This window comes from Pseudomonas sp. F(2018), assembly GCF_005508865.1.
Classification (GTDB): domain Bacteria; phylum Pseudomonadota; class Gammaproteobacteria; order Pseudomonadales; family Pseudomonadaceae; genus Aquipseudomonas.
In genome coordinates this window covers 275220-294291 of the sequence record NZ_SCOM01000003.1, presented here as the reverse complement: position 1 = coordinate 294291, position 19072 = coordinate 275220, and the positions used below count along the sequence as shown (strand labels likewise).

Sequence of the window (19072 nt, the reverse complement as noted above, 5' to 3'; positions counted from 1 at the left end):
GGGAGGGGGCGGCAAGCGCTGTGCGGCAACGAGGCGGTGGAAACCCTGGCGCGCAGGCCCTACGATACGAGGCCTCCATTCTAGAGATTGCGCGATTCAGCGCCTAGTTGCCATGTCCATTTCGAATTCCCCCTACGCCGCCTTCGCCGCCCTCCTGGCGAGCACTGGCAAACCTGTTTCCCCCGCCGAACTGCACGGCCTGCTGCTCGGTCGCAGCTGCGCCGGTGCCGGCTTCGAGGCCGATGCCTGGATTGCCGATGCCGTCGAATTGCTCGGCGCCGAGCCGGCCGACAACGTGCGCCAGGCCCTGGTCGGTCTGCAGGAGATGGTCAAGGGCGAGCTGGGTGGCAGCGACGTCACCGTGGTCCTGCTGCTGCCTGGCGACGATGCGCCGCTGGGCGAGCGCGCCAAGGCCCTCGGCCAGTGGTGCCAGGGCTTCCTCGACGGCTTCGGCATGATCCTCGGCAACGCCGCGCTGAGCGCCGAGGCCATGGAAGTGCTGCAGGATCTTTCCGCCATCGCTCAGGTACAGAGCGCGCTGGAGGAATCCGAGGACGGCGAAAGTGACTATATGGAAGTGATGGAATACCTGCGCGTGGCCCCGCTGCTGCTGTTCGCCGAGTGCGGCAAGGTCGCGGCGCCCGCCCCCAAACCTTCTCTGCACTGAGGTTCAGCCATGGTCAGCATCCCCCGCGCGGAATACGCCCGTCGGCGCAAGGCGCTGATGGAGCAGATGGAACCCAACAGCATCGCCATCCTCCCAGCGGCGCCGGTGTATATCCGCAACCGCGACGTCGAGCACGTCTACCGCCAGGACAGCGACTTCCAGTACCTCACCGGCTTCCCCGAGCCGGAGGCGGTGCTGGCGCTGATTCCCGGCCGCGAGCACGGCGAGTACGTGCTGTTCTGTCGCGAGCGTGATCCCGAGCGCGAGCTGTGGGATGGCCTGCGCGCCGGCCAGGATGGCGCCGTGGCGCAGTTCGGTGCCGACGATGCCTTCCCCATCGGCGATATCGACGACATCCTGCCCGGCCTCATCGAAGGCCGCGAGCGCGTCTACTACGCGATCGGCACCAACCAGGAATTCGATCACCGGCTGATGGACTGGATCAACGTGATCCGCTCCAAGGCGCGTCAGGGCGCAACGCCGCCCAACGAGTTCGTCGCTCTCGACCACCTGCTGCACGACATGCGCCTGTACAAGAGCGCGGCCGAGGCCAAGGTGATGAAGGAGGCCGCCGAGATCAGCGCGCGTGCCCATGTGCGTGCCATGCAGACCAGCCGCGCCGGGCTCTACGAATATCACCTGGAAGCCGAGCTGGATTACGAGTTCCGCAAGGGCGGGGCGAAGATGCCGGCCTATGGCTCCATCGTCGCCGCCGGCAAGAACGCCTGCATCCTGCACTACCGCGAGAACGACGCGCCGCTGAAGGATGGCGACCTGGTGCTGATCGACGCCGGTTGCGAGATCGACTGCTACGCCAGCGACATCACCCGTACCTTCCCGGTCAACGGCAAGTTCTCGCCCGAGCAGAAGGCCATCTACGAGCTGGTGCTCAAGGCCAACGAAGAGGCGTTCAAGCACATCGCCCCCGGCAAGCACTGGAACGAGGCCCACGAGGCCACCGTGCGGGTGATCACCGCCGGCCTGGTGGAACTGGGCCTGCTCGAAGGCGACGTCGAGGAGCTGATCGCCAGCGAGGCCTACAAACCCTTCTACATGCACCGCGCTGGCCACTGGCTGGGCATGGACGTGCACGATGTCGGCGACTACAAGGTCGGCGGCGAGTGGCGCGTGCTCGAGCCGGGCATGAGCATGACCGTGGAGCCGGGCATCTATATCGCCGCCGACAACGACAAGGTGGCGAAGAAGTGGCGCGGCATCGGCGTGCGCATCGAGGATGACGTGCTGGTGACCAAGACCGGTTGCGAAGTCATCACCAACGGCGTACCGAAGACCGTCGCCGAGATCGAGGCGCTGATGGCCGCCGCTCGCGAGCAGGCTGCCTGAGCCGATGAGTCGCGTGCAGCTGGCCATCGTCGGTGGTGGCCTGGTAGGGGCCAGCCTGGCCCTGGCCCTGCAGGCCGGGGCACGGGCGCGTGGCTGGCGCATCGTGCTGGTCGAGCCCTTCGCCCCGGGCAATGCCTGGCAGCCCAGCTATGATGCGCGCTCCAGTGCGCTGTCCTACGGCAGCCGGCAGATCTTCGAGCGCCTCGGCCTGTGGCCGACGCTGGCCGAGCGGGCCGAGGCCATCACCCAGATCCAGGTGTCCGACCAGGGCCGCTTTGGCGCTACCCGCCTGTCCGCCGCCGATGAAGGCGTGCCGGCCCTGGGCTACGTGCTGGAAAATGCCTGGATGGGCCATTGCCTGTGGCGTGCGCTGGACCCCGAAGTGGTCGAGTGGCGCTGCCCGGCGGAAGTGACCCGCATGGAGGCGCTGGACGACGGCTACCGGTTGTTCCTCAGCGACGACTCCAGCCTCGATTGCGACCTGGCCGTGCTGGCCGACGGCGGCCGCTCCGGCCTGCGCGAGCAGCTCGGCATCGCCGTGCGCCACACGCCCTACGACCAGTGCGCGCTGATCGCCAATATCAGCCCGGCCGAACCCCATGCCGGCCAGGCGTTCGAGCGTTTCACCGAGCAGGGGCCGCTGGCCCTGCTGCCGTTGCCGGACAAGCGCTGCGCGCTGGTCTGGACCCGCCCACCAGTGGACGCCGAGCGCCTGCAGCAACTGCCCGATCGCGAGTTCCTCGCCGAGCTGCAGCAGGTCTTCGGCTACCGCCTGGGCAGCTTGCGCCAGGTTGGCGCGCGGCATGTCTACCCGCTGGCGCTGGTGGAGGCCGCCGAGCAGGTGCGTCCGCACCTGGTGATCCTCGGCAACGCCGCGCACAGCCTGCATCCGGTGGCGGGGCAGGGCTTCAACCTGTCGCTGCGCGATGCCCAGGCCCTGGCCGAGATCCTGCTGGCAGGCGGCGAGCAACCCGGCGATTTCGCCGGCCTGCAGCGCTACCTGGCGCGGCAGAGCCAGGACCAGGCGCTGACCGTCGGCTTCTCCGACCGCGTCACCCGTCTGTTCGGCCGCGACGAGTCGCTGCTGGTGGCCGGGCGTACCCTCGGCCTGCTCGGCCTCGATCTGTTGCCGCCAGCCAAGCGCTGGTTCGCCCGCCAGGCCATGGGCCTCGGCACCCGTAGTCTGTGAGAACCTGTTTACGATCTCCTGGCTGTCGGCCATACGGCGTTAAAAACGGCCTCGGAATGCTCATGTACTACTTGTACACTCCGCTTCCTCGGCCGTTTTTGCCTTGTCTGGCTCTAATCCAGAAGATCGTAAACAGGTTCTGAACTGTATGAGTGATCGCAAGCTGGCCCGTCTTTCCCGATTGATGCGTCTGGGCCTGAACCTCCATCCGCCCTACCTGGGTGCCGGCATCCGCGTGCGCGAGATCAGCCCGGACTTTCGCCGCGTGCGGGTGCGCATGGGCCTGTCGCGCTTCAATCGCAACTACGTGCGCACCCAGTTCGGCGGCTCGCTGTACAGCATGACCGACCCCTTCTACGTGCTCATGCTGATGCAGCTGCTGGGGCGCGACTACATCGTCTGGGACAAGGCCGCCAGCATCGACTTCGTCAGCCCCGGCAAGGGCGCGGTGTATGCCGACTTCCGGGTCGACGACGCCCTGCTCGCCGACATTCGCGAGCACACGGCGGGCGGCAACAAGTACCTGCCGCAGCTGCAGGTGGACATCCGCGACGGCGAAGGCACCCTGGTGGCCAGCGTGCACAAGACCCTCTACGTACGCCTCAAACCGCGCGCCCGCCAGGCCGCTTAAGGACAAGTCATGCAAGCGGACCTGATCATCGTTGGCGCCGGCATGGTCGGCAGCGCCCTGGCCCTGGCCCTGGAACACAGCGGCCTGGAGATCCTGGTGGTCGACGGCGGCCCGCTCAGCGTCAGACCCTTCGATGCTGGCGGCGCCTTCGAGCCGCGGGTCAGTGCCCTGTCCGCCGCCAGCCAGCGCATCCTCGAGCGCCTCGGCGTGTGGGGCGGCATCGCCGCCCGGCGCGCCTCGCCCTATCGCGACATGCAGGTGTGGGACGGTTCCGGCACCGGCAGCGTGCACTTCTCGGCGGCCAGCGTGCATGCCGAGGTGCTCGGCCATATCGTCGAGAACCGTGTGGTCCAGGACGCCCTGCTCGAACGCCTGCACGGCAGTCAGATCGGCCTGCTCGGCAACGCCCGCCTGGAGCAGCTGCGCCGCTCCGGCGACGGCTGGCTGCTGACCCTGGCTGACGGCCGCGAGCTGCGCGCGCCGTTGCTGGTGGCCGCCGATGGTGCCAACTCGGCGGTACGCCGCCTGGCCGGCTGCGCCACCCGCGAATGGAACTACCTGCACCACGCCATCGTCACCAGCGTGCGCTGCGAGCGGCCGCACCGGCTCACCGCCTGGCAGCGCTTCACCGACGACGGCCCGCTGGCCTTCCTGCCGCTCAGCCGCCAGGGCGACGAGCACTGGTGCTCGATCGTCTGGTCTACCGTGCCGGCCGAGGCCGAGCGCCTGATGGCGCTGGACGACGAGGCCTTCCGCCACGAGCTGGGCAAGGCCTTCGAATGGCGCCTGGGCCCGGTGACCGCGGTCGACCCGCGGGTGTGCATCCCGCTGCGCCAGCGTCACGCCAAGCGCTACGTGGAGAGCGGCCTGGCGCTGATCGGCGACGCCGCCCACAGCATCCATCCGCTGGCCGGCCAGGGCGTCAATCTCGGCTTCCTCGACGCCGCGGTGCTGGCCGAGGTCCTGCAGCACGCGTTGCAGCGCGGCGAGCAGCCGGGCGATGTGCGCGTGCTCAGCCGCTACGAGCGTCGGCGCATGCCGCACAACCTGGCGATGATGGCGGCCATGGAGGGTTTCGAGCGCCTGTTCCAGGCCGACCCGCTGCCGATCCGCCTGCTGCGCAACAGCGGTCTCAACTGGGTCGACGAGCTGCCGGATGCCAAGGCCCTGTTCGTCCGCCGCGCGCTTGGCCTGGTCGGTGATCTGCCCGAGCTGGCCAGCGCCTGAGGCCGGCGGCGACTGCGGCCGGTGAAACACTGCGACATAAAATCGCTACAGCTCTCAGCTGCGAGTCACTATCATTTGTGATCTTTCCGCAGTCACGAGAGCCTTCGCCATGTCGCTGTCCAAACGCCTGCTCGCCGTTCTGGCCTTGAGCGCCGCCGCCGGTTCCGCCACGGCCGCCGAGGAAGTGGTGGTCTACTCCTCGCGCATCGACGAGCTGATCAAGCCGGTCTTCGACGCCTACACCGCCAAGACCGGGGTGAACATCAAGTTCATCACCGACAAGGAAGCGCCGCTGATGCAGCGCATCAAGGCCGAGGGCGAGAACGGCGTGGCCGACCTGCTGATCACCGTGGACGCCGGCAACCTGTGGCAGGCCGAGCAGATGGGCATCCTGCAGCCCTTCACCTCGCCGGTGATCGACGCCAACATCCCGGCCCAGTACCGCTCCAGCAACCATGCCTGGACCGGCCTGTCGCTGCGCGCGCGGACCATCGTCTACTCCACCGAGCGCGTGCAGCCGGGCGAGCTGACCACCTACGAAGCGCTGGCCGGTCCCGAGTGGGAGGGCCGCCTGTGCCTGCGCACCAGCAAGAAGGTGTACAACCAATCGCTCACCGGCACCCTGATCGAGACCCATGGCGCCGAGAAGACCGAACAGATCCTGCAGGGCTGGGTGAACAACCTGGCCACCGACGTGTTCGCCGACGACAACGCGGTGATCCTCGCCGTGGATGCCGGCCAGTGCGACGTCGGCATCGTCAACACCTACTACTACGGCCGCCTGCACAAGGAAAACCCGCAGCTGCGCGCCAAGCTGTTCTGGCCCAACCAGAGCGACCGTGGCGTGCACGTCAACCTGTCAGGCGTCGGCCTGACCAAGCACGCGCCGAACCCGGAGGCGGCGAAGAAGCTGGTCGAGTGGATGACCACGCCGGAGGCCCAGGGCCTGTTCGCCGAGATCAACCAGGAGTTCCCGGCCAACCCGGCGGTCAAGCCGTCGGCGGAAGTGGCGGCCTGGGGCGAGTTCAAGGCCGATAGCATCCCGGTGGAGGTGGCCGGCAAGCGCCAGGCCGAGGCGATCAGGATGATGGACAGGGTCGGCTGGAACTGATCGGACTCCCCTCTCCCACTTGTGGGAGAGGGGCTGGGCGAGAGGGCTGCGGCGCTAAGGCCCCTCCCCAATCTCTCCCATAGCGGGAGAGGGCGCGTCCAGCACCTGCTCTGCCGTTATACTCTCGACGCCCCGGCCCGCCCGGGGCGTCTCGTTTTCGCCCGCCAGGAGTTCGCGTGAGTCATCCCGTCCAGCGCCGCTGGTACCCCATCGCCTTTGCCATCGCCGCCCTGGTGCTGCTGCCGCTGTCGGTGCTGGTGCTGTCCTGGCACGAGATCGATGGCGAGATCTGGAGCCATCTGTGGGATACCCAGATGCCGCGCCTGCTGGGCAACACCCTGGTGCTGGTGTTCGGCGTCGGCGTCGGCGTGACGCTGCTCGGCGTCAGCCTGGCCTGGCTCACCAGCCTCTGCGAGTTCCCCGGCCGGCGCTGGCTGGACTGGGCGCTGATGCTGCCCTTCGCCATTCCGGCCTACGTGCTGGCCTTCGTCTTTATCGGTTTGTTCGATTTCTCGGGCCCGGTGCAGAGCCTGCTGCGCGAGTGGTTCGGCACGGGTATCCGTTTGCCCCGCGTGCGCTCCACCGGCGGGGTGATCACGGTGCTGGTGCTGGTGTTCTACCCCTACGTCTACCTGCTCGCGCGCAGCGCCTTCCTGGCCCAAGGCCGTGGCCTGCTGGAGGCGGCGCGGGTGCTCGGCCAGTCGCCCTGGCAGGCGTTCTGGCGCGTGGCGCTGCCGATGGCCTGGCCGGCCATCGGCGCCGGGCTGGCGCTGGCGATCATGGAGACCCTGGCCGACTTCGGCGCGGTGGCGGTGTTCAACTTCGATACCTTCACCACCGCCATCTACAAGACCTGGTACGGCTTCTACAGCCTGTCCGGCGCCACCCAGCTGGCCAGCCTGCTGCTGCTGGCGGTGATGCTGGTGCTCTACGGCGAGCGGCGCGCCCGTGGCGCCAGTCGCCCGGCCAGCGAACGGCCGCGCGGCAAGGCGCTGTACCGCCTGCATGGCTGGAAGGCCCTGGCCGCCAGCGCCTGGTGCGGCCTGGTGTTCGTCTGCGCCTTCGTGGTGCCGCTGCTGCAGCTGCTGGTGTGGTTCTGGCAGCGCGGCCGCTTCGATCTGGACGAGCGCTACGCCGGCCTGATCCTGCACACCCTGTCCCTTGGCGCCCTGGCCGCGCTGATCACCGTGGCCGTGGCGCTGCTGCTGGCCTTCGCCCGCCGCCAGGCGCCGACCCGGCCGATCCGCAGTGCGGTGAGCCTGGCCAACCTCGGCTACGCGCTGCCCGGCTCGGTGCTGGCGGTGTCGATCATGCTGGCCTTCAGCTTCCTCGACCGCGAGCTGGTGATCCCGTTGTCCGCCTGGCTCGGTGGCGCCGGCAAGCCGCTGCTGCTGGGCAGCCTGGCGGCGCTGCTGCTGGCCTACCTGGTGCGTTTCATGGCGGTGGCCTACGGCCCGCTGGAGAACGGCCTGGCGCGCATCCGCCCGTCATTGCCGCAGGCCGCGCGCAGTCTCGGTGTCGGCGGGCCGGCGCTGTTCCTGCGCGTCTACCTGCCGCTGCTGGTGCCGGGCGCACTGTCGGCCGCGTTGCTGGTGTTCGTCGATGTGCTCAAGGAGATGCCGGCCACTCTGCTGATGCGGCCTTTCGGCTGGGACACCCTGTCGGTGCGCATCTTCGAGATGACCAGCGAGGGCGAGTGGGCCCGCGCCGCGTTGCCGGCACTGACCCTGGTGCTGGTCGGCCTGCTGCCGGTGATCGGCCTGATCCGCCGTTCCGCCCGCCAGCCGGGGCACTAGGGCGGGCCGCCCGGCTCTGGCTGGCGCGATCCGCTCGACATCGACTGGTCGGTCGGCTATCGAGGTGACCGGGCGGCGCGTCGGGGCTACAATGCGCGCCTGCTGACGCAGCCGTCCATGAGCCCGTGCCCACCAGGGCAGGGCCCGTTTGAGGAGTTTTCCATGGGACAGCGTACACCCCTGTATGAACAACATCTGGCGCTCGGCGCCAAGATGGTCGATTTCGGCGGCTGGGATATGCCGTTGCACTACGGTTCCCAGGTCGAGGAGCACCACCAGGTGCGCCGCGACTGCGGCGTGTTCGACGTCTCCCACATGACCGTGGTCGACGTCACCGGCGCCCAGGCCAAGGCCTGGCTGCAGCATCTGCTGGCCAACGATGTGGAACGCCTGAAGACGCCTGGCAAGGCGCTCTACAGTGGCATGCTCAACCCGCGTGGCGGGGTGATCGACGACCTTATCGTCTACCTCACCGACTGGGGCTACCGCGTGGTGGTCAACGCCGCCACCCGCGACAAGGACCTGGCCTGGATGCAGGCGCAGACCGCCGGCTTCGAGGTCAAGCTGAACGAGCGCGCCGAACTGGCCATGCTCGCCATCCAGGGCCCCAATGCCCGGGCCAAGACCGCCGAGCTGGTGTCCCCGGCTCGCGCCGCGCTGATCAACGAACTCAAGGTGTTCCAGGGCCTGCCGGAAGGCGACTGGTTCATCGCCCGCACCGGCTACACCGGTGAGGATGGCCTGGAGATCATGCTGCCGGCCGCCCAGGCTGCCGATTTCCTCAACGAACTGGTCGGCGCCGGCATCGCTCCGATCGGCCTGGGCGCCCGCGACACCCTGCGCCTGGAAGCCGGCATGAACCTGTACGGCCAGGACATGGACGAGGAAACCTCGCCACTGGCCGCCAATATGGGCTGGACCATCGCCTGGGAACCGGCCGAGCGCCAGTTCGTCGGCCGCAGCGCCCTGGAGACCCAGCGCGCCGCCGGCGATCAGCAGAAGCTGGTCGGCCTGGTCCTGGAGGAGCGCGGCGTGCTGCGTGCCCACCAGGTAGTGCGGGTGGAAGGCGTGGGCGAGGGTGAGATCACCAGCGGCAGCTTCTCGCCGACCCTCAACAAGTCCATCGCTCTGGCCCGCGTGCCGGCCGCCACCAGCGATCGCGCCGAGGTGGAAATCCGCGGCAAGTGGTATCCGGTACGGGTCGTGCAAGCGAATTTCGTCCGCAACGGCAAGGCCGTCATCTGATTCGACCGGGCGGAGCTGCGGCTCCCGCTCCAACTGCTAAATTTTCCGGGCGGGTCTTCCGCCCCCACTGATTTCGAGGGTACCGACATGAGCAATATCCCCGCCGACCTGCGTTACGTTGCCAGCCACGAGTGGATCCGCCTGGAGGCCGATGGCTCGGTCACCGTGGGCATCACCGACCACGCGCAGGAAGCCCTGGGCGACGTGGTCTACGTCGAGCTGCCGGAAGTCGGCAAGCAACTGGCCAACGGCCAGGAAGCCGGTGTGGTCGAGTCGGTGAAGGCCGCCTCGGACATCTACGCCCCGCTCTCCGGCGAAGTCCTCGCCGTCAACGAGGCCCTGGCCGACGCTCCCGAGCAGGTCAACGGCGACCCCTACGCCGCCTGGTTCTTCAAGCTGCAGCCGAGCAACCCGGCCGAGCTGGAAGAGCTGCTCGACGCCGCCGGCTACGAAGCCGTCTGCTCCGCCGATGCCTGAGGCTGATGGCCGCGTCTAGCACGCGGCCCGCCATCAAGGATCACGATTTCCGCTGTCGAGCCTCGATCCGTCGAGGCTCTGTCATTTTCCGAGAGCCCTGCTATGTCCACGCCCCGTCTCGATCAACTGCAACAGCCCGATGCCTTCCTCCGCCGCCACCTCGGCCCGGACGCCCGTGAAGAACAGGCCATGCTCGACGCCCTCGGCGTCGCCAGCCGCGAAGAGCTGATCGTGCAGACCGTGCCGCCGGCCATCCGCCTCAACCGCCCGCTGGACCTGCCGGCGGCGCTGGACGAGCAGGGCGCCCTGGCCAAGCTGCGAGGCTACGCCGAGCAGAACCAGCTGTGGACCAACCTGATCGGCATGGGCTACCACGGCACCATCACCCCGACCGTGATCCTGCGTAACCTGCTGGAGAACCCGGGCTGGTACACCGCCTACACCCCCTACCAGCCGGAAATCGCCCAGGGTCGCCTGGAGTCGCTGCTGAACTTCCAGCAACTGACCATCGACCTGACCGGCCTGGACCTGGCCAGCGCCTCGCTGCTCGACGAAGCCACCGCCGCCGGCGAGGCCATGGGCCTGGCCAAGCGCGTGGCCAAGTCGAAGAGCAATGTGTTCTTCGTCGACGAGAACTGCCACCCGCAGACCATTTCCGTGGTGCAGACCCGCGCCGAAGGCTTCGGCATCGAAGTCCAGGTCGGTGCGCTGGAGCAGCTGGCCGGCCTCGACGTGTTCGGCGCCCTGCTGCAGTACCCGGACACCCATGGCGAGATCCGTGACATCAAGCCGCTGATCGAGCAGCTGCACGCGCAGAACGCCCTGGCCTGCGTGGCTGCCGACCTGCTCAGCCTGCTGCTGCTGACCCCGCCGGGCGAACTGGGCGCGGACGTGGTGCTCGGCTCGGCGCAGCGCTTCGGCGTACCGATGGGCTACGGCGGCCCGCACGCGGCCTTCTTCGCCACCCGCGACGCGTTCAAGCGTGCCATGCCGGGCCGCATCATCGGCGTGTCCAAGGATGCCCGTGGCAATACCGCGCTGCGCATGGCCCTGCAGACCCGCGAGCAACATATCCGCCGGGAAAAAGCGAATTCGAACATCTGCACCTCGCAGGTGCTGCTGGCCAACATGGCCAGCTGCTACGCCGTGTACCACGGCCCGGAAGGCCTCAAGCGCATCGCCCAGCGCGTGCATCGCCTGACCGCCGTGCTGGCCGAGGGCCTTGCGCAGAAGGGCATCCAGCGCGACAACCAGTTCTTCTTCGACACCCTGACCCTGGATGTCGGCGGCATGCAGACCGCCATCCTCGAGTCGGCCAAGGCCGCGCGCATCAACCTGCGCATCCTCGGTCGCGGCAAGCTGGGCGTCAGCCTCGACGAGACCAGCTCGGCGCAGACCGTCGAGCAGCTGCTGGCCATCTTCCTCGGCGCCGACCACGGCCTGAGCGTGGCCGCGCTGGATGCCGGTGAAGTGCCGCAAGGCATCCCGGCCGGCCTGCAGCGTACCTCCGGCTACCTGACCCACCCGGTGTTCAACAGCCACCACAGCGAAACCGACATGCTGCGCTACCTCAAGCGCCTGGAGAACAAGGACCTGGCCCTGAACCAGGCCATGATCCCGCTCGGTTCCTGCACCATGAAACTCAACGCCACCAGCGAGATGATCCCGGTGACCTGGCCGGAATTCGGCAACCTGCACCCCTTCGCCCCGCGCGAGCAGGCCGCCGGCTACAAGCTGATGATCGACGAGCTGGAAGCCTGGCTGCGCGCCATCACCGGCTTCGACGCCATCTGCATGCAGCCCAACTCCGGTGCCCAGGGCGAGTACGCCGGCCTGCTGGCCATCCGCAAGTACCACGAGAGCCGCAACGACGGTCACCGTGACATCTGCCTGATCCCGGCCTCGGCCCACGGCACCAACCCGGCCTCGGCGCAGATGCTCAACATGCGCGTGGTGGTGGTGGAGTGCGACGCCGCCGGCAACGTCGACATGGACGACCTCAAGGCCAAGGCCGCCGAGGCCGGCGACAAGCTGTCCTGCCTGGTGATCACCTACCCGTCGACCCATGGGGTGTACGAGGAAGGCATCCGCGAGATCTGCGAGGTGGTCCACGGCTTCGGCGGCCAGGTCTATATGGACGGCGCCAACCTCAACGCCCAGGTCGGCCTGGCGCGTCCGGCCGATATCGGCGCCGACGTGTCGCACATGAACCTGCACAAGACCTTCTGCATCCCCCACGGCGGTGGCGGCCCGGGCATGGGCCCGATCGGTGTGCGCGCGCACCTGGCGCCCTTCGTCGCCAACCACCCGGTGGTCGAGCTGCAGGGCCCGAACCCGCAGAACACCGCGGTCAGCGCCGCACCCTGGGGCAGCGCGAGCATCCTGCCGATCAGCTGGATGTACATCGCCATGATGGGCCCGCAGCTGGCCACCGCCACCGAAGTGGCGATCCTCAACGCCAACTACCTGGCCAGCCAGCTGGCCGGCGCCTTCCCGGTGCTGTACAGCGGCCGCAACGACCGCGTCGCCCACGAGTGCATCCTGGATCTGCGTCCGCTCAAGGCCGAGACCGGCATCAGCGAGGAAGACGTGGCCAAGCGCCTCATGGACTATGGCTTCCACGCGCCGACCATGAGCTTCCCGGTACCGGGCACGCTGATGATCGAGCCTACCGAGAGCGAGTCGAAGGAAGAGCTGGATCGCTTCATCGAGGCCATGCTGAGCATCCGCGCCGAGATCGCCAAGGTCGCCGCCGGCGAATGGCCGGCCGAGGACAACCCGCTCAAGCGTGCCCCGCACACCCTGGCCGACGTGATCGGCGTGTGGGAGCGGCCGTACAGCATCGAGGAAGCGGTGACCCCGTCCGCCCACACCCGCGCGCACAAGTACTGGCCGGCGGTGAACCGCGTGGACAACGTCTACGGCGACCGCAACCTGTTCTGCGCCTGCGTGCCGATGGACGACTACCGCGAGTAAGCGCTCCGCGCCAGCAAAGAGGCCGCCCAATGGGCGGCCTCTTTATTTTCAGGACGAATCATTCCTCCGCCGTGCAGCCCTTTGCCGGCAGCGAGTCCAGGGCCCGCTGCAACAGCGCCACGCTGCGCGCGTCGTGCAGGATGCCGGTGTGGTTCGCCTCGATCAGGTACAGGCGTTCGGCCTCGTCCTGGGCGGCCGGCAGCAGCTCGCTGGCCAGCGGCACGGTGCCGTCGTTGGGTTCGGCGATCATCCGGCTGTTGCCGGTGTAGGCCACCAGCTGCCACTGGCGCAGATGCTCCGGCAGTGGCGCGGCGAACAGGCTGCGCAGGTACGGACTGCCGGGCGCCATGTCGCGCCACACCGGCACGTTGACCGGCGCGTTCTTCACCCCGGAGGCGGCCGAAGGATGCCCGCCCCAGGGCGTGGCCAGGGTGAGGAACAGGCACAGTTCCTGGTCGCTGCCACCCGGCTCCAGCGCCTGCACGGTGCGCCGCGCCACCAGGCCGCCCATGCTGTGGGCGAACAGGTGAAAGCGCGCGGGGCGCAGGCGCAGGCGCACATCACGGATCGCCTCGCTGAGTATGTAAGCGCTGTTGTTTAGTGGCAGGCCGCTGGGGTAGTGGAACAGCACCAGCTGGTAGCGCTGCTGGTCGATGCTGGCGGCCAGCCCGCGCCAGACGTCGGGCGAGCTGTTGATGCCGTGGACCAGGAAGATCGGCTCCTTGTCCGGATCCCAGGGCTGCAGCAGGTACAGGCCGTAACCGACCTCGCTGAGGAAATCCAGGGGCTGCCAGGCGCCCTGTGCGGTGCGCTGGGCGGAGAAGCGCGGGTCGTCGAAATTCACCTCCCGCAGGTAGTTATGGCGCACCCGCGGCAGATCACGCAGCAGCCTGTCCAGACTCAGGTCCAAGGCCGGTAGCGGGGTGCCGTCGGCAGCCGCCGGTTGCAGCAGATTGAGCCGGCCCAGCTCTGCGCGCTGCTCGGCGGTCGGTTGCAGTTGGAAGGGCGCGGTGCGCGGCTGTGGCAGCCAGTGGCGCGACTCGTCGGCGTCCAGGCGGAAATTGCCGTTGCGATCCTGAAAGGCCAGCAACTGATAGTCGCCGGCCGCCGTGCTGAAGTAGAACAGGCCGCCGGGCTGCACGCTGCGATAGCCCACCAGCCGCTCGCCGGAGAACAGCGCGACCAGCGCCTCCAGTCCAGCGCCGGCGTCCAAGCTGCCGGGAATCAGCACCTGGGTGTGCTGGGCCTGCTGCATCTGCCGGTCCAGTGCCAACAGCTGGCAGCCGCCGAGCAGGCTTGCCAGCACCAACAGTAGTAGCGATCTCGACATCCCTGTTCTCCAGCCCCGATATAGGGCTGGAGTCTAGCCGCTGCGCTTCTAGCGTGTGGGCTGTTGCTGCGTCGATTGCATGAGCAGGGCCTGGGCCAGTTCCGCGTCGCTGGCCTGCAGCTGCGGATGCTCGCTGCGCATGCGCTGCAGCGCCGCCTCCAGGTGGGCACCGCGGATCTGCCCGCCACTGGCGACGAAGGCACTGGCATCGTCGCGGGCGGCGACCAACTGCTTGTCGTCCTTGAAAGTCACGTAGGTGGAGGCGGTGGTGGCGCCGGACGAGAGAACGTCGTGCCAGAAGTCGGCGTCGGCCATGGCCGGAGCAACAGGGATGGCGACCAGAGCGAGGGCGAGGAACAGGCGGTTATGCGGCATGACGATGGCTCCAGGGGAGTGGTCCTGGAGTTAGGATGCCGCGCCGGTCGGCCGAGTTCCCCCAACCGACCGGCAGGCCGCGGCTAGAGTGCCTCGACCTTGAGCAGCACGCCGTCCTGGCCGATGACCCGCACCGAACTGCCGGCCGGCAGGTCCGGGCCGATGACCAGCCACAGGCTGTCGCCGGCCTTGATCTTGCCGCGCCCGTCGACGATGGCCTCGTGCAGGACGAAGCTGCGACCGACGAACTCGCTGCCACGGCGGTTCAGCCCCGGCGCGTCGGAAGGCTTGGCCGCACTGCGCTGGCGCTGCCACCAGAACACCGCGGTGAGCACCGAGAGCAGGGCGAAGATGAGGAACTGCCAGGCCCAGGGCAACTCGGGGAACAGGTAGGTGAGCACGCCGACCGTGGCGGCGGCGACGCCGATCCACAGCAGGTAGCCACCGGCGCCGAACACCTCGAGGATCAGCAGCACGGTGCCGAAGGCCAGCCAGTCCCAGAACGACAGGTGCTGCAGGTAGGCGATCATGCTGGCTTGCCGTCCTTGTCGAAGGTGGCGCGGACGATCTCGCCGATGCCGCCGACCGCACCGATCACCTGGCTGGCTTCCAGCGGCATCAGGATGACCTTGCTGTTGCTGGCCGAGGCCAGCTGGCCCAGGGCCTCGACGTACTTCTGCGCGACGAAGTAGTTGACCGCCTGCACGTTGCCGCTGGCGATGGCGTCGGAGACCATGCGGGTCGCCTCGGCTTCGGCCTGGGCGGCACGTTCGCGGGCCTCGGCCTCGAGGAAGGCGGCCTGGCGCTGGCCCTCGGCCTTGAGGATTTCCGCCTGCTTGTGGCCCTCGGCGGTGAGGATGGCTGCGGAGCGCGAGCCTTCGGCCTCGAGGATCTGCGCGCGCTTCAGGCGCTCGGCCTTCATCTGGCTAGCCATGGCCTCGACCAGGTCGGCGGGCGGGCTGATGTCCTTGATCTCGATGCGGGTGATCTTGATGCCCCAGGGCGCGGTGGCTTCATCCACGGTCTTCAGCAGGCGCTCGTTGATCGCGTCGCGCTGGCTGAGCATGGCGTCCAGCTCCATGGAGCCGAGCACGGTACGGATATTGGTCATCACCAGGTTGCGAATGGCGTGCTCGAGGTTGTTCACCTCGTAGGCCGCCTGGGCCGCGTTGATCACCTGGAAGAAGCACACCGCGTCGATCTGCACGATGGCGTTGTCGGCGCTGATCACTTCCTGCGGCGGAATGTCCAGCACGCTCTCCATGACATTGAGCTTGCGGCCGATGCGGTCCATCACCGGCACGATGATGTTCAGGCCCGGCGTGAGGGTATTGGTGTAGCGACCGAAGCGCTCCACCGTCCACTCGTAGCCCTGCGGCACCACCTTGAAGCCCATGAACACCACGGCCACGGCCAAGGCGACGAAGAGAAAGATCACACCACCGATTTCCATAGAAACTCCTTTTTGGTCAGTGCGGGCGGGCGTCGGCGCCAGCCCGGTGCTTACTTCTGCTCGCTCTGCGGGGTGACCCGCAGCACTTCCTCGATGGTAGTTTGCCCGGCTGCGACCTTCTGCGCGCCGGACAGGCGCAGGCTGCGCATGCCGTCCTTGAACGCCGCCCGGCGCAGGGCGATGAGGTCGGTGTCGTGAGTGATCAGTGGCTTGATGCTGTCGTTCAGCAGCATGATCTCGTAGACGCCGGCACGCCCACGGTAGCCGGTCTCGCGGCACTCCAGGCAGCCGACGGCGCGGTGCGCCTGGGTCGGCAGCGGTGCGCTCCAGGGTTTGGTCAGGCTCTGCCAGTCTTCCTCGTTCATCTCCACCGGAGCCTTGCAGTGCGGGCACAGGGTGCGCACCAGGCGCTGGGCCATGACCCCGAGGATGGTGGCCTTGAGCAGGTAATGCGGCACGCCCAGTTCCAGCAGGCGGGTAATGGCGCTGGGTGCATCATTGGTGTGCAGGGTGGACAGCACCAGGTGGCCGGTGAGCGCCGCCTGGATGGCCATCTCGGCTGTCTCCAGGTCGCGGATCTCGCCGACCATGATGATGTCCGGATCCTGGCGCATCAGCGCGCGCACGCCGCTGGCGAAGGTCAGGTCGATGTTGTGCTGCACCTGCATCTGGTTGAAGGCGCCCTCGATCATCTCGATCGGGTCCTCGATGGTGCAGACATTCACCTCCTCGGTCGCCAGCTGCTTGAGCGTGGTGTAGAGGGTGGTGGTCTTGCCCGAGCCGGTGGGGCCGGTGACCAGGATGATGCCGTTGGGCTGGCAGGTCATGCTCTCCCAGCGGCGCAGGTCGTCCGGCGAGAAGCCCAGCTGATCGGGATTCTTCAGCAGTACTTCCGGGTCGAAGATCCGCATCACCAGCTTCTCACCGAAGGCAGTGGGCAGGGTCGACAGGCGCAGCTCTACTTCGCCTCCGTCCGGAGTTTTTGTTTTGATTCGCCCATCCAGAGGCTTGCGCTTTTCCGCCACATTCATTCTTCCCAAATGTTTGAGGCGACTTACTACAGCCATAGTTACCTGTGCGGGGAACTGGTAGACATTGTGCAGCACGCCGTCGATGCGGAAACGCACGGTGCCGGCCTCGCGCCGCGGTTCGATATGGATATCGCTGGCGCGCTGCTGGAAGGCGTACTGGAACAGCCAGTCGACGATATTGACGATATGGGCGTCGTTGGCGTCGGGCTCCTGGTCCTGGGCACCCAGATTGAGCAATTGCTCGAAGTTGCCGACACCACTGATCTTCTGATCCACGGCGGTAGCGCCGCTGACCGAACGGGCCAGGCGGTAGAACTCGGTGGTGAAGCGCTGCAGATCGACCGGGTTGGCCACCACCCGCTTGATCGGGCGCTTGAGCACATGGGTCAGGTTGCTCTCCCAGCCATGCACGAAGGGCTGGGCGCTGGCGATGGTCACCGCCTCGCTGTCCACCGCCACCGCCAGGATCTTGTGGCGCTGGGCGAAGGCGTAGGACATCAGAGGGGTCACGGCGGCCACATCGATCTTCAGCGGGTCGATGCGCAGGTAGGGCTGGCCGGCGAAGTTGGCCAGCCACACGGTGAGACCTTCCAGATCATGCTTCTTGCCCGGCCGCAGCAGATCGTCGAGCTGTTGGGCGGCGAGGAACTCCAGCGGGTGCATCTGCGCGTTGGCCGAGGCGCGGCGCAGCACCATGCATTGCTCCGCGCTTTCCTGGGAGACCCGGCCCTGGGCCACCAGTTCGCGGAGAATGTCGTTGAGATCGAGCCAGCGGTCCTGGGCGGGCGAGGCGAGGGCGGACATGGAGCTCCCTTTGTTCTGGATGACGGGGTGAGCAGCTTATTTCAGCAGCAGCTTCCAGGGTTTGAGCGTCGCCACAGTATGGGCCTGTGCCACGCGTGCGGCCAGCGCCTCGGGGTCGTTGGCCGGGGCGAACAACGCTTGCAGCTTGCCCAGCTCGCCGTACAGACGATCCAGTTCGGGCAGCTCCGGCACCTGACGGGCCAGACGCAGCCAGGCCTGGATGCGCTCGAGACGCGGCAGCTGCTCGGCCAGCCCCTCGGGGAACTGCTGGTAGTGCTTCAGGCGCAGGCCCTCGGCTTCCTCGCTGAGCAGGGTCGGCAGCCAGTTGCCCAGCGGCGCCGTGCCCTGGCGATCGCCGCGCGGGTTGCGGCCGACCGTCCAGCCGCGTTGTAGCAGCCAGCGCGACAGCTGCAGGGACAGCAGGCCCCAGCGATTGCCCTGCAGTTCACCGGCGAACATGGCCGGCGCGTTGTGGCGCAGGGCCTCGTCGTCGCGGCCGGCGGCCAGGCGTGGGCGCCAGTCGGCCAGCAGCGCGTCGAGGCCTTCGCGCAGCTCACGGCTGGAGGCGCGCGGCGCGGCCTGGCCGAGGCTGCTGAGCAGGGCGCGCAGGTCGATCAGCTGTTGCAGCCACTGTTCCAGCAGCTTCCAGTGACCGTTCCAGCGGTACTGCTCGGCCAGGCGCTGGCTGCTGCCGAGCAGGTGCCAGGCCAGCGCGGCGAAGGCGTCGTCCAGCGTCATCTCGGCGTTCAGTTCAGGCAGCGGCAGGCTAAGGCTGTAGCTGGCGGAATCGAACAGGCGATAGCCGCGCTCGGCCTTGCTGATATCGCAGGGCATCAGCGGCAGGTCGGCGGCCAGCTCGCAGGCCAGCTCCAGCAACGCGGCCGGCTCGCCTTCGCGCAGTTCCAGCTCCAGTTCGCAGATTTCTTCCTCGCCCTCGCCGGCGACCACCTTGCCCAGGTCCAGGGCCGCCTCGATCACCGTCTTGGCCTTGCCGCGGCCCCAGGCGATCTCGGCCTTCTCGCGGACGAAGTCGGTGGTGAACAGCGGCTGCAGGCTCTTCTTGTCCAGTTCGGCCAGGCTGGCCGGCCAGCAGTCGTCGCCGAGCAGTTTGAGGTCGAGCTTGGCCTTCTTCAGCTGCCAGTCCCACTCGTTGCGCTCGGACAGCCCGGCCACGCTCTGGCCGCGGCTCTTCAGGGTCTGGATGAACTGCTCGCCGTCGCGGCGCAGGCGCAGCGCGACGCGGGCCTCGGCCAAATCGCGCGCGGGTGTGTCGTAGTACTGGTTGAACAGCTCGTGGGTCTGCCAGCCGGACTTGTTGCGCTTCTTCAGCAGCGGATGGTCGCGCAGTGCGGCGAGGGTTTCGCGGCTAACGCGCAGCTTGATCTCGGTTTCTTTGGCCATGTCGGGACTCTCGGA

The 19072-nt window shown here is 67.9% G+C and carries 16 protein-coding genes; 10 read left to right on the top strand and 6 right to left on the bottom strand.

Going from position 1 to position 19072, the window contains the following annotated elements:
* Nucleotides 1-112 precede the first annotated feature (112 nt).
* From FFS62_RS15275 to gcvP, 10 genes are all read left to right on the top strand, one after another.
* The gene (locus tag FFS62_RS15275) at nucleotides 113-667 is read left to right on the top strand and encodes a YecA family protein (protein WP_137973688.1); all 555 of its coding nucleotides are present in this window, start codon (nucleotides 113-115) and stop codon (nucleotides 665-667) included.
* A gap of 9 nt (nucleotides 668-676) precedes the next feature.
* Nucleotides 677-2011 carry a Xaa-Pro aminopeptidase gene (gene pepP, locus FFS62_RS15270; RefSeq protein WP_137973687.1) on the top strand — a complete coding sequence of 445 codons (1335 nt, stop codon included), beginning with the start codon at nucleotides 677-679 and terminating at the stop codon, nucleotides 2009-2011.
* Between the two features lie 4 nt (nucleotides 2012-2015).
* Nucleotides 2016-3200 carry a 2-octaprenyl-6-methoxyphenyl hydroxylase gene (gene ubiH / locus FFS62_RS15265; RefSeq protein ID WP_137973686.1) on the top strand — a complete coding sequence of 395 codons (1185 nt, stop codon included), beginning with the start codon at nucleotides 2016-2018 and terminating at the stop codon, nucleotides 3198-3200.
* A 148-nt stretch (nucleotides 3201-3348) separates the two neighbouring features.
* On the top strand, nucleotides 3349-3831 hold the full coding sequence (locus FFS62_RS15260) for a DUF4442 domain-containing protein (RefSeq protein WP_137973685.1): 483 nt from the start codon (nucleotides 3349-3351) through the stop codon (nucleotides 3829-3831).
* A gap of 9 nt (nucleotides 3832-3840) precedes the next feature.
* Nucleotides 3841-5058 (top strand): 2-octaprenyl-3-methyl-6-methoxy-1,4-benzoquinol hydroxylase, encoded by a 1218-nt coding sequence (locus tag FFS62_RS15255; protein ID WP_137973684.1) that lies wholly within the window; start codon nucleotides 3841-3843, stop codon nucleotides 5056-5058.
* A gap of 109 nt (nucleotides 5059-5167) precedes the next feature.
* Nucleotides 5168-6169 (top strand): extracellular solute-binding protein, encoded by a 1002-nt coding sequence (locus tag FFS62_RS15250; RefSeq protein ID WP_137973683.1) that lies wholly within the window; start codon nucleotides 5168-5170, stop codon nucleotides 6167-6169.
* A 176-nt stretch (nucleotides 6170-6345) separates the two neighbouring features.
* The gene (locus FFS62_RS15245) at nucleotides 6346-7965 is read left to right on the top strand and encodes an iron ABC transporter permease (protein WP_137973682.1); all 1620 of its coding nucleotides are present in this window, start codon (nucleotides 6346-6348) and stop codon (nucleotides 7963-7965) included.
* A gap of 162 nt (nucleotides 7966-8127) precedes the next feature.
* Nucleotides 8128-9210, top strand: coding sequence for a glycine cleavage system aminomethyltransferase GcvT (gene gcvT, locus FFS62_RS15240; protein ID WP_137973681.1), 1083 nt, complete (start codon nucleotides 8128-8130; stop codon nucleotides 9208-9210).
* Nucleotides 9211-9297: 87 nt separating this feature from the next.
* Nucleotides 9298-9687, top strand: a complete 390-nt coding sequence (gene gcvH / locus FFS62_RS15235; RefSeq protein ID WP_137973680.1) for a glycine cleavage system protein GcvH — start codon at nucleotides 9298-9300, stop codon at nucleotides 9685-9687.
* A gap of 102 nt (nucleotides 9688-9789) precedes the next feature.
* Nucleotides 9790-12663 carry an aminomethyl-transferring glycine dehydrogenase gene (gene gcvP, locus FFS62_RS15230; RefSeq protein ID WP_137973679.1) on the top strand — a complete coding sequence of 958 codons (2874 nt, stop codon included), beginning with the start codon at nucleotides 9790-9792 and terminating at the stop codon, nucleotides 12661-12663.
* 58 nt (nucleotides 12664-12721) lie between these two features.
* On the opposite strand, the gene FFS62_RS15225 is transcribed toward gcvP, so the two are convergent.
* From FFS62_RS15225 to FFS62_RS15200, 6 genes are all read right to left on the bottom strand, one after another.
* Nucleotides 12722-13993 (bottom strand): triacylglycerol lipase, encoded by a 1272-nt coding sequence (locus FFS62_RS15225; protein WP_137973678.1) that lies wholly within the window; start codon nucleotides 13991-13993, stop codon nucleotides 12722-12724.
* A gap of 48 nt (nucleotides 13994-14041) precedes the next feature.
* Entirely contained in the window at nucleotides 14042-14368 is a 327-nt protein-coding gene (locus FFS62_RS15220; protein WP_137973677.1) for a DUF2388 domain-containing protein, read from the bottom strand.
* 83 nt (nucleotides 14369-14451) lie between these two features.
* A complete protein-coding gene (locus tag FFS62_RS15215) occupies nucleotides 14452-14898 on the bottom strand; it encodes an NfeD family protein (RefSeq protein ID WP_137973676.1) in 447 nt (148 codons plus the stop codon).
* A complete protein-coding gene (locus FFS62_RS15210; protein WP_137973675.1) occupies nucleotides 14895-15821 on the bottom strand; it encodes an SPFH domain-containing protein in 927 nt (308 codons plus the stop codon). The genes FFS62_RS15215 and FFS62_RS15210 overlap by 4 nt, the downstream gene beginning before the upstream one ends.
* Before the next feature lie 50 nt (nucleotides 15822-15871).
* Nucleotides 15872-17656 carry a GspE/PulE family protein gene (locus FFS62_RS15205; protein WP_137973674.1) on the bottom strand — a complete coding sequence of 595 codons (1785 nt, stop codon included), beginning with the start codon at nucleotides 17654-17656 and terminating at the stop codon, nucleotides 15872-15874.
* Between the two features lie 36 nt (nucleotides 17657-17692).
* A complete protein-coding gene (locus FFS62_RS15200; protein ID WP_137973673.1) occupies nucleotides 17693-19057 on the bottom strand; it encodes an inorganic triphosphatase in 1365 nt (454 codons plus the stop codon).
* Nucleotides 19058-19072 lie beyond the last annotated feature (15 nt).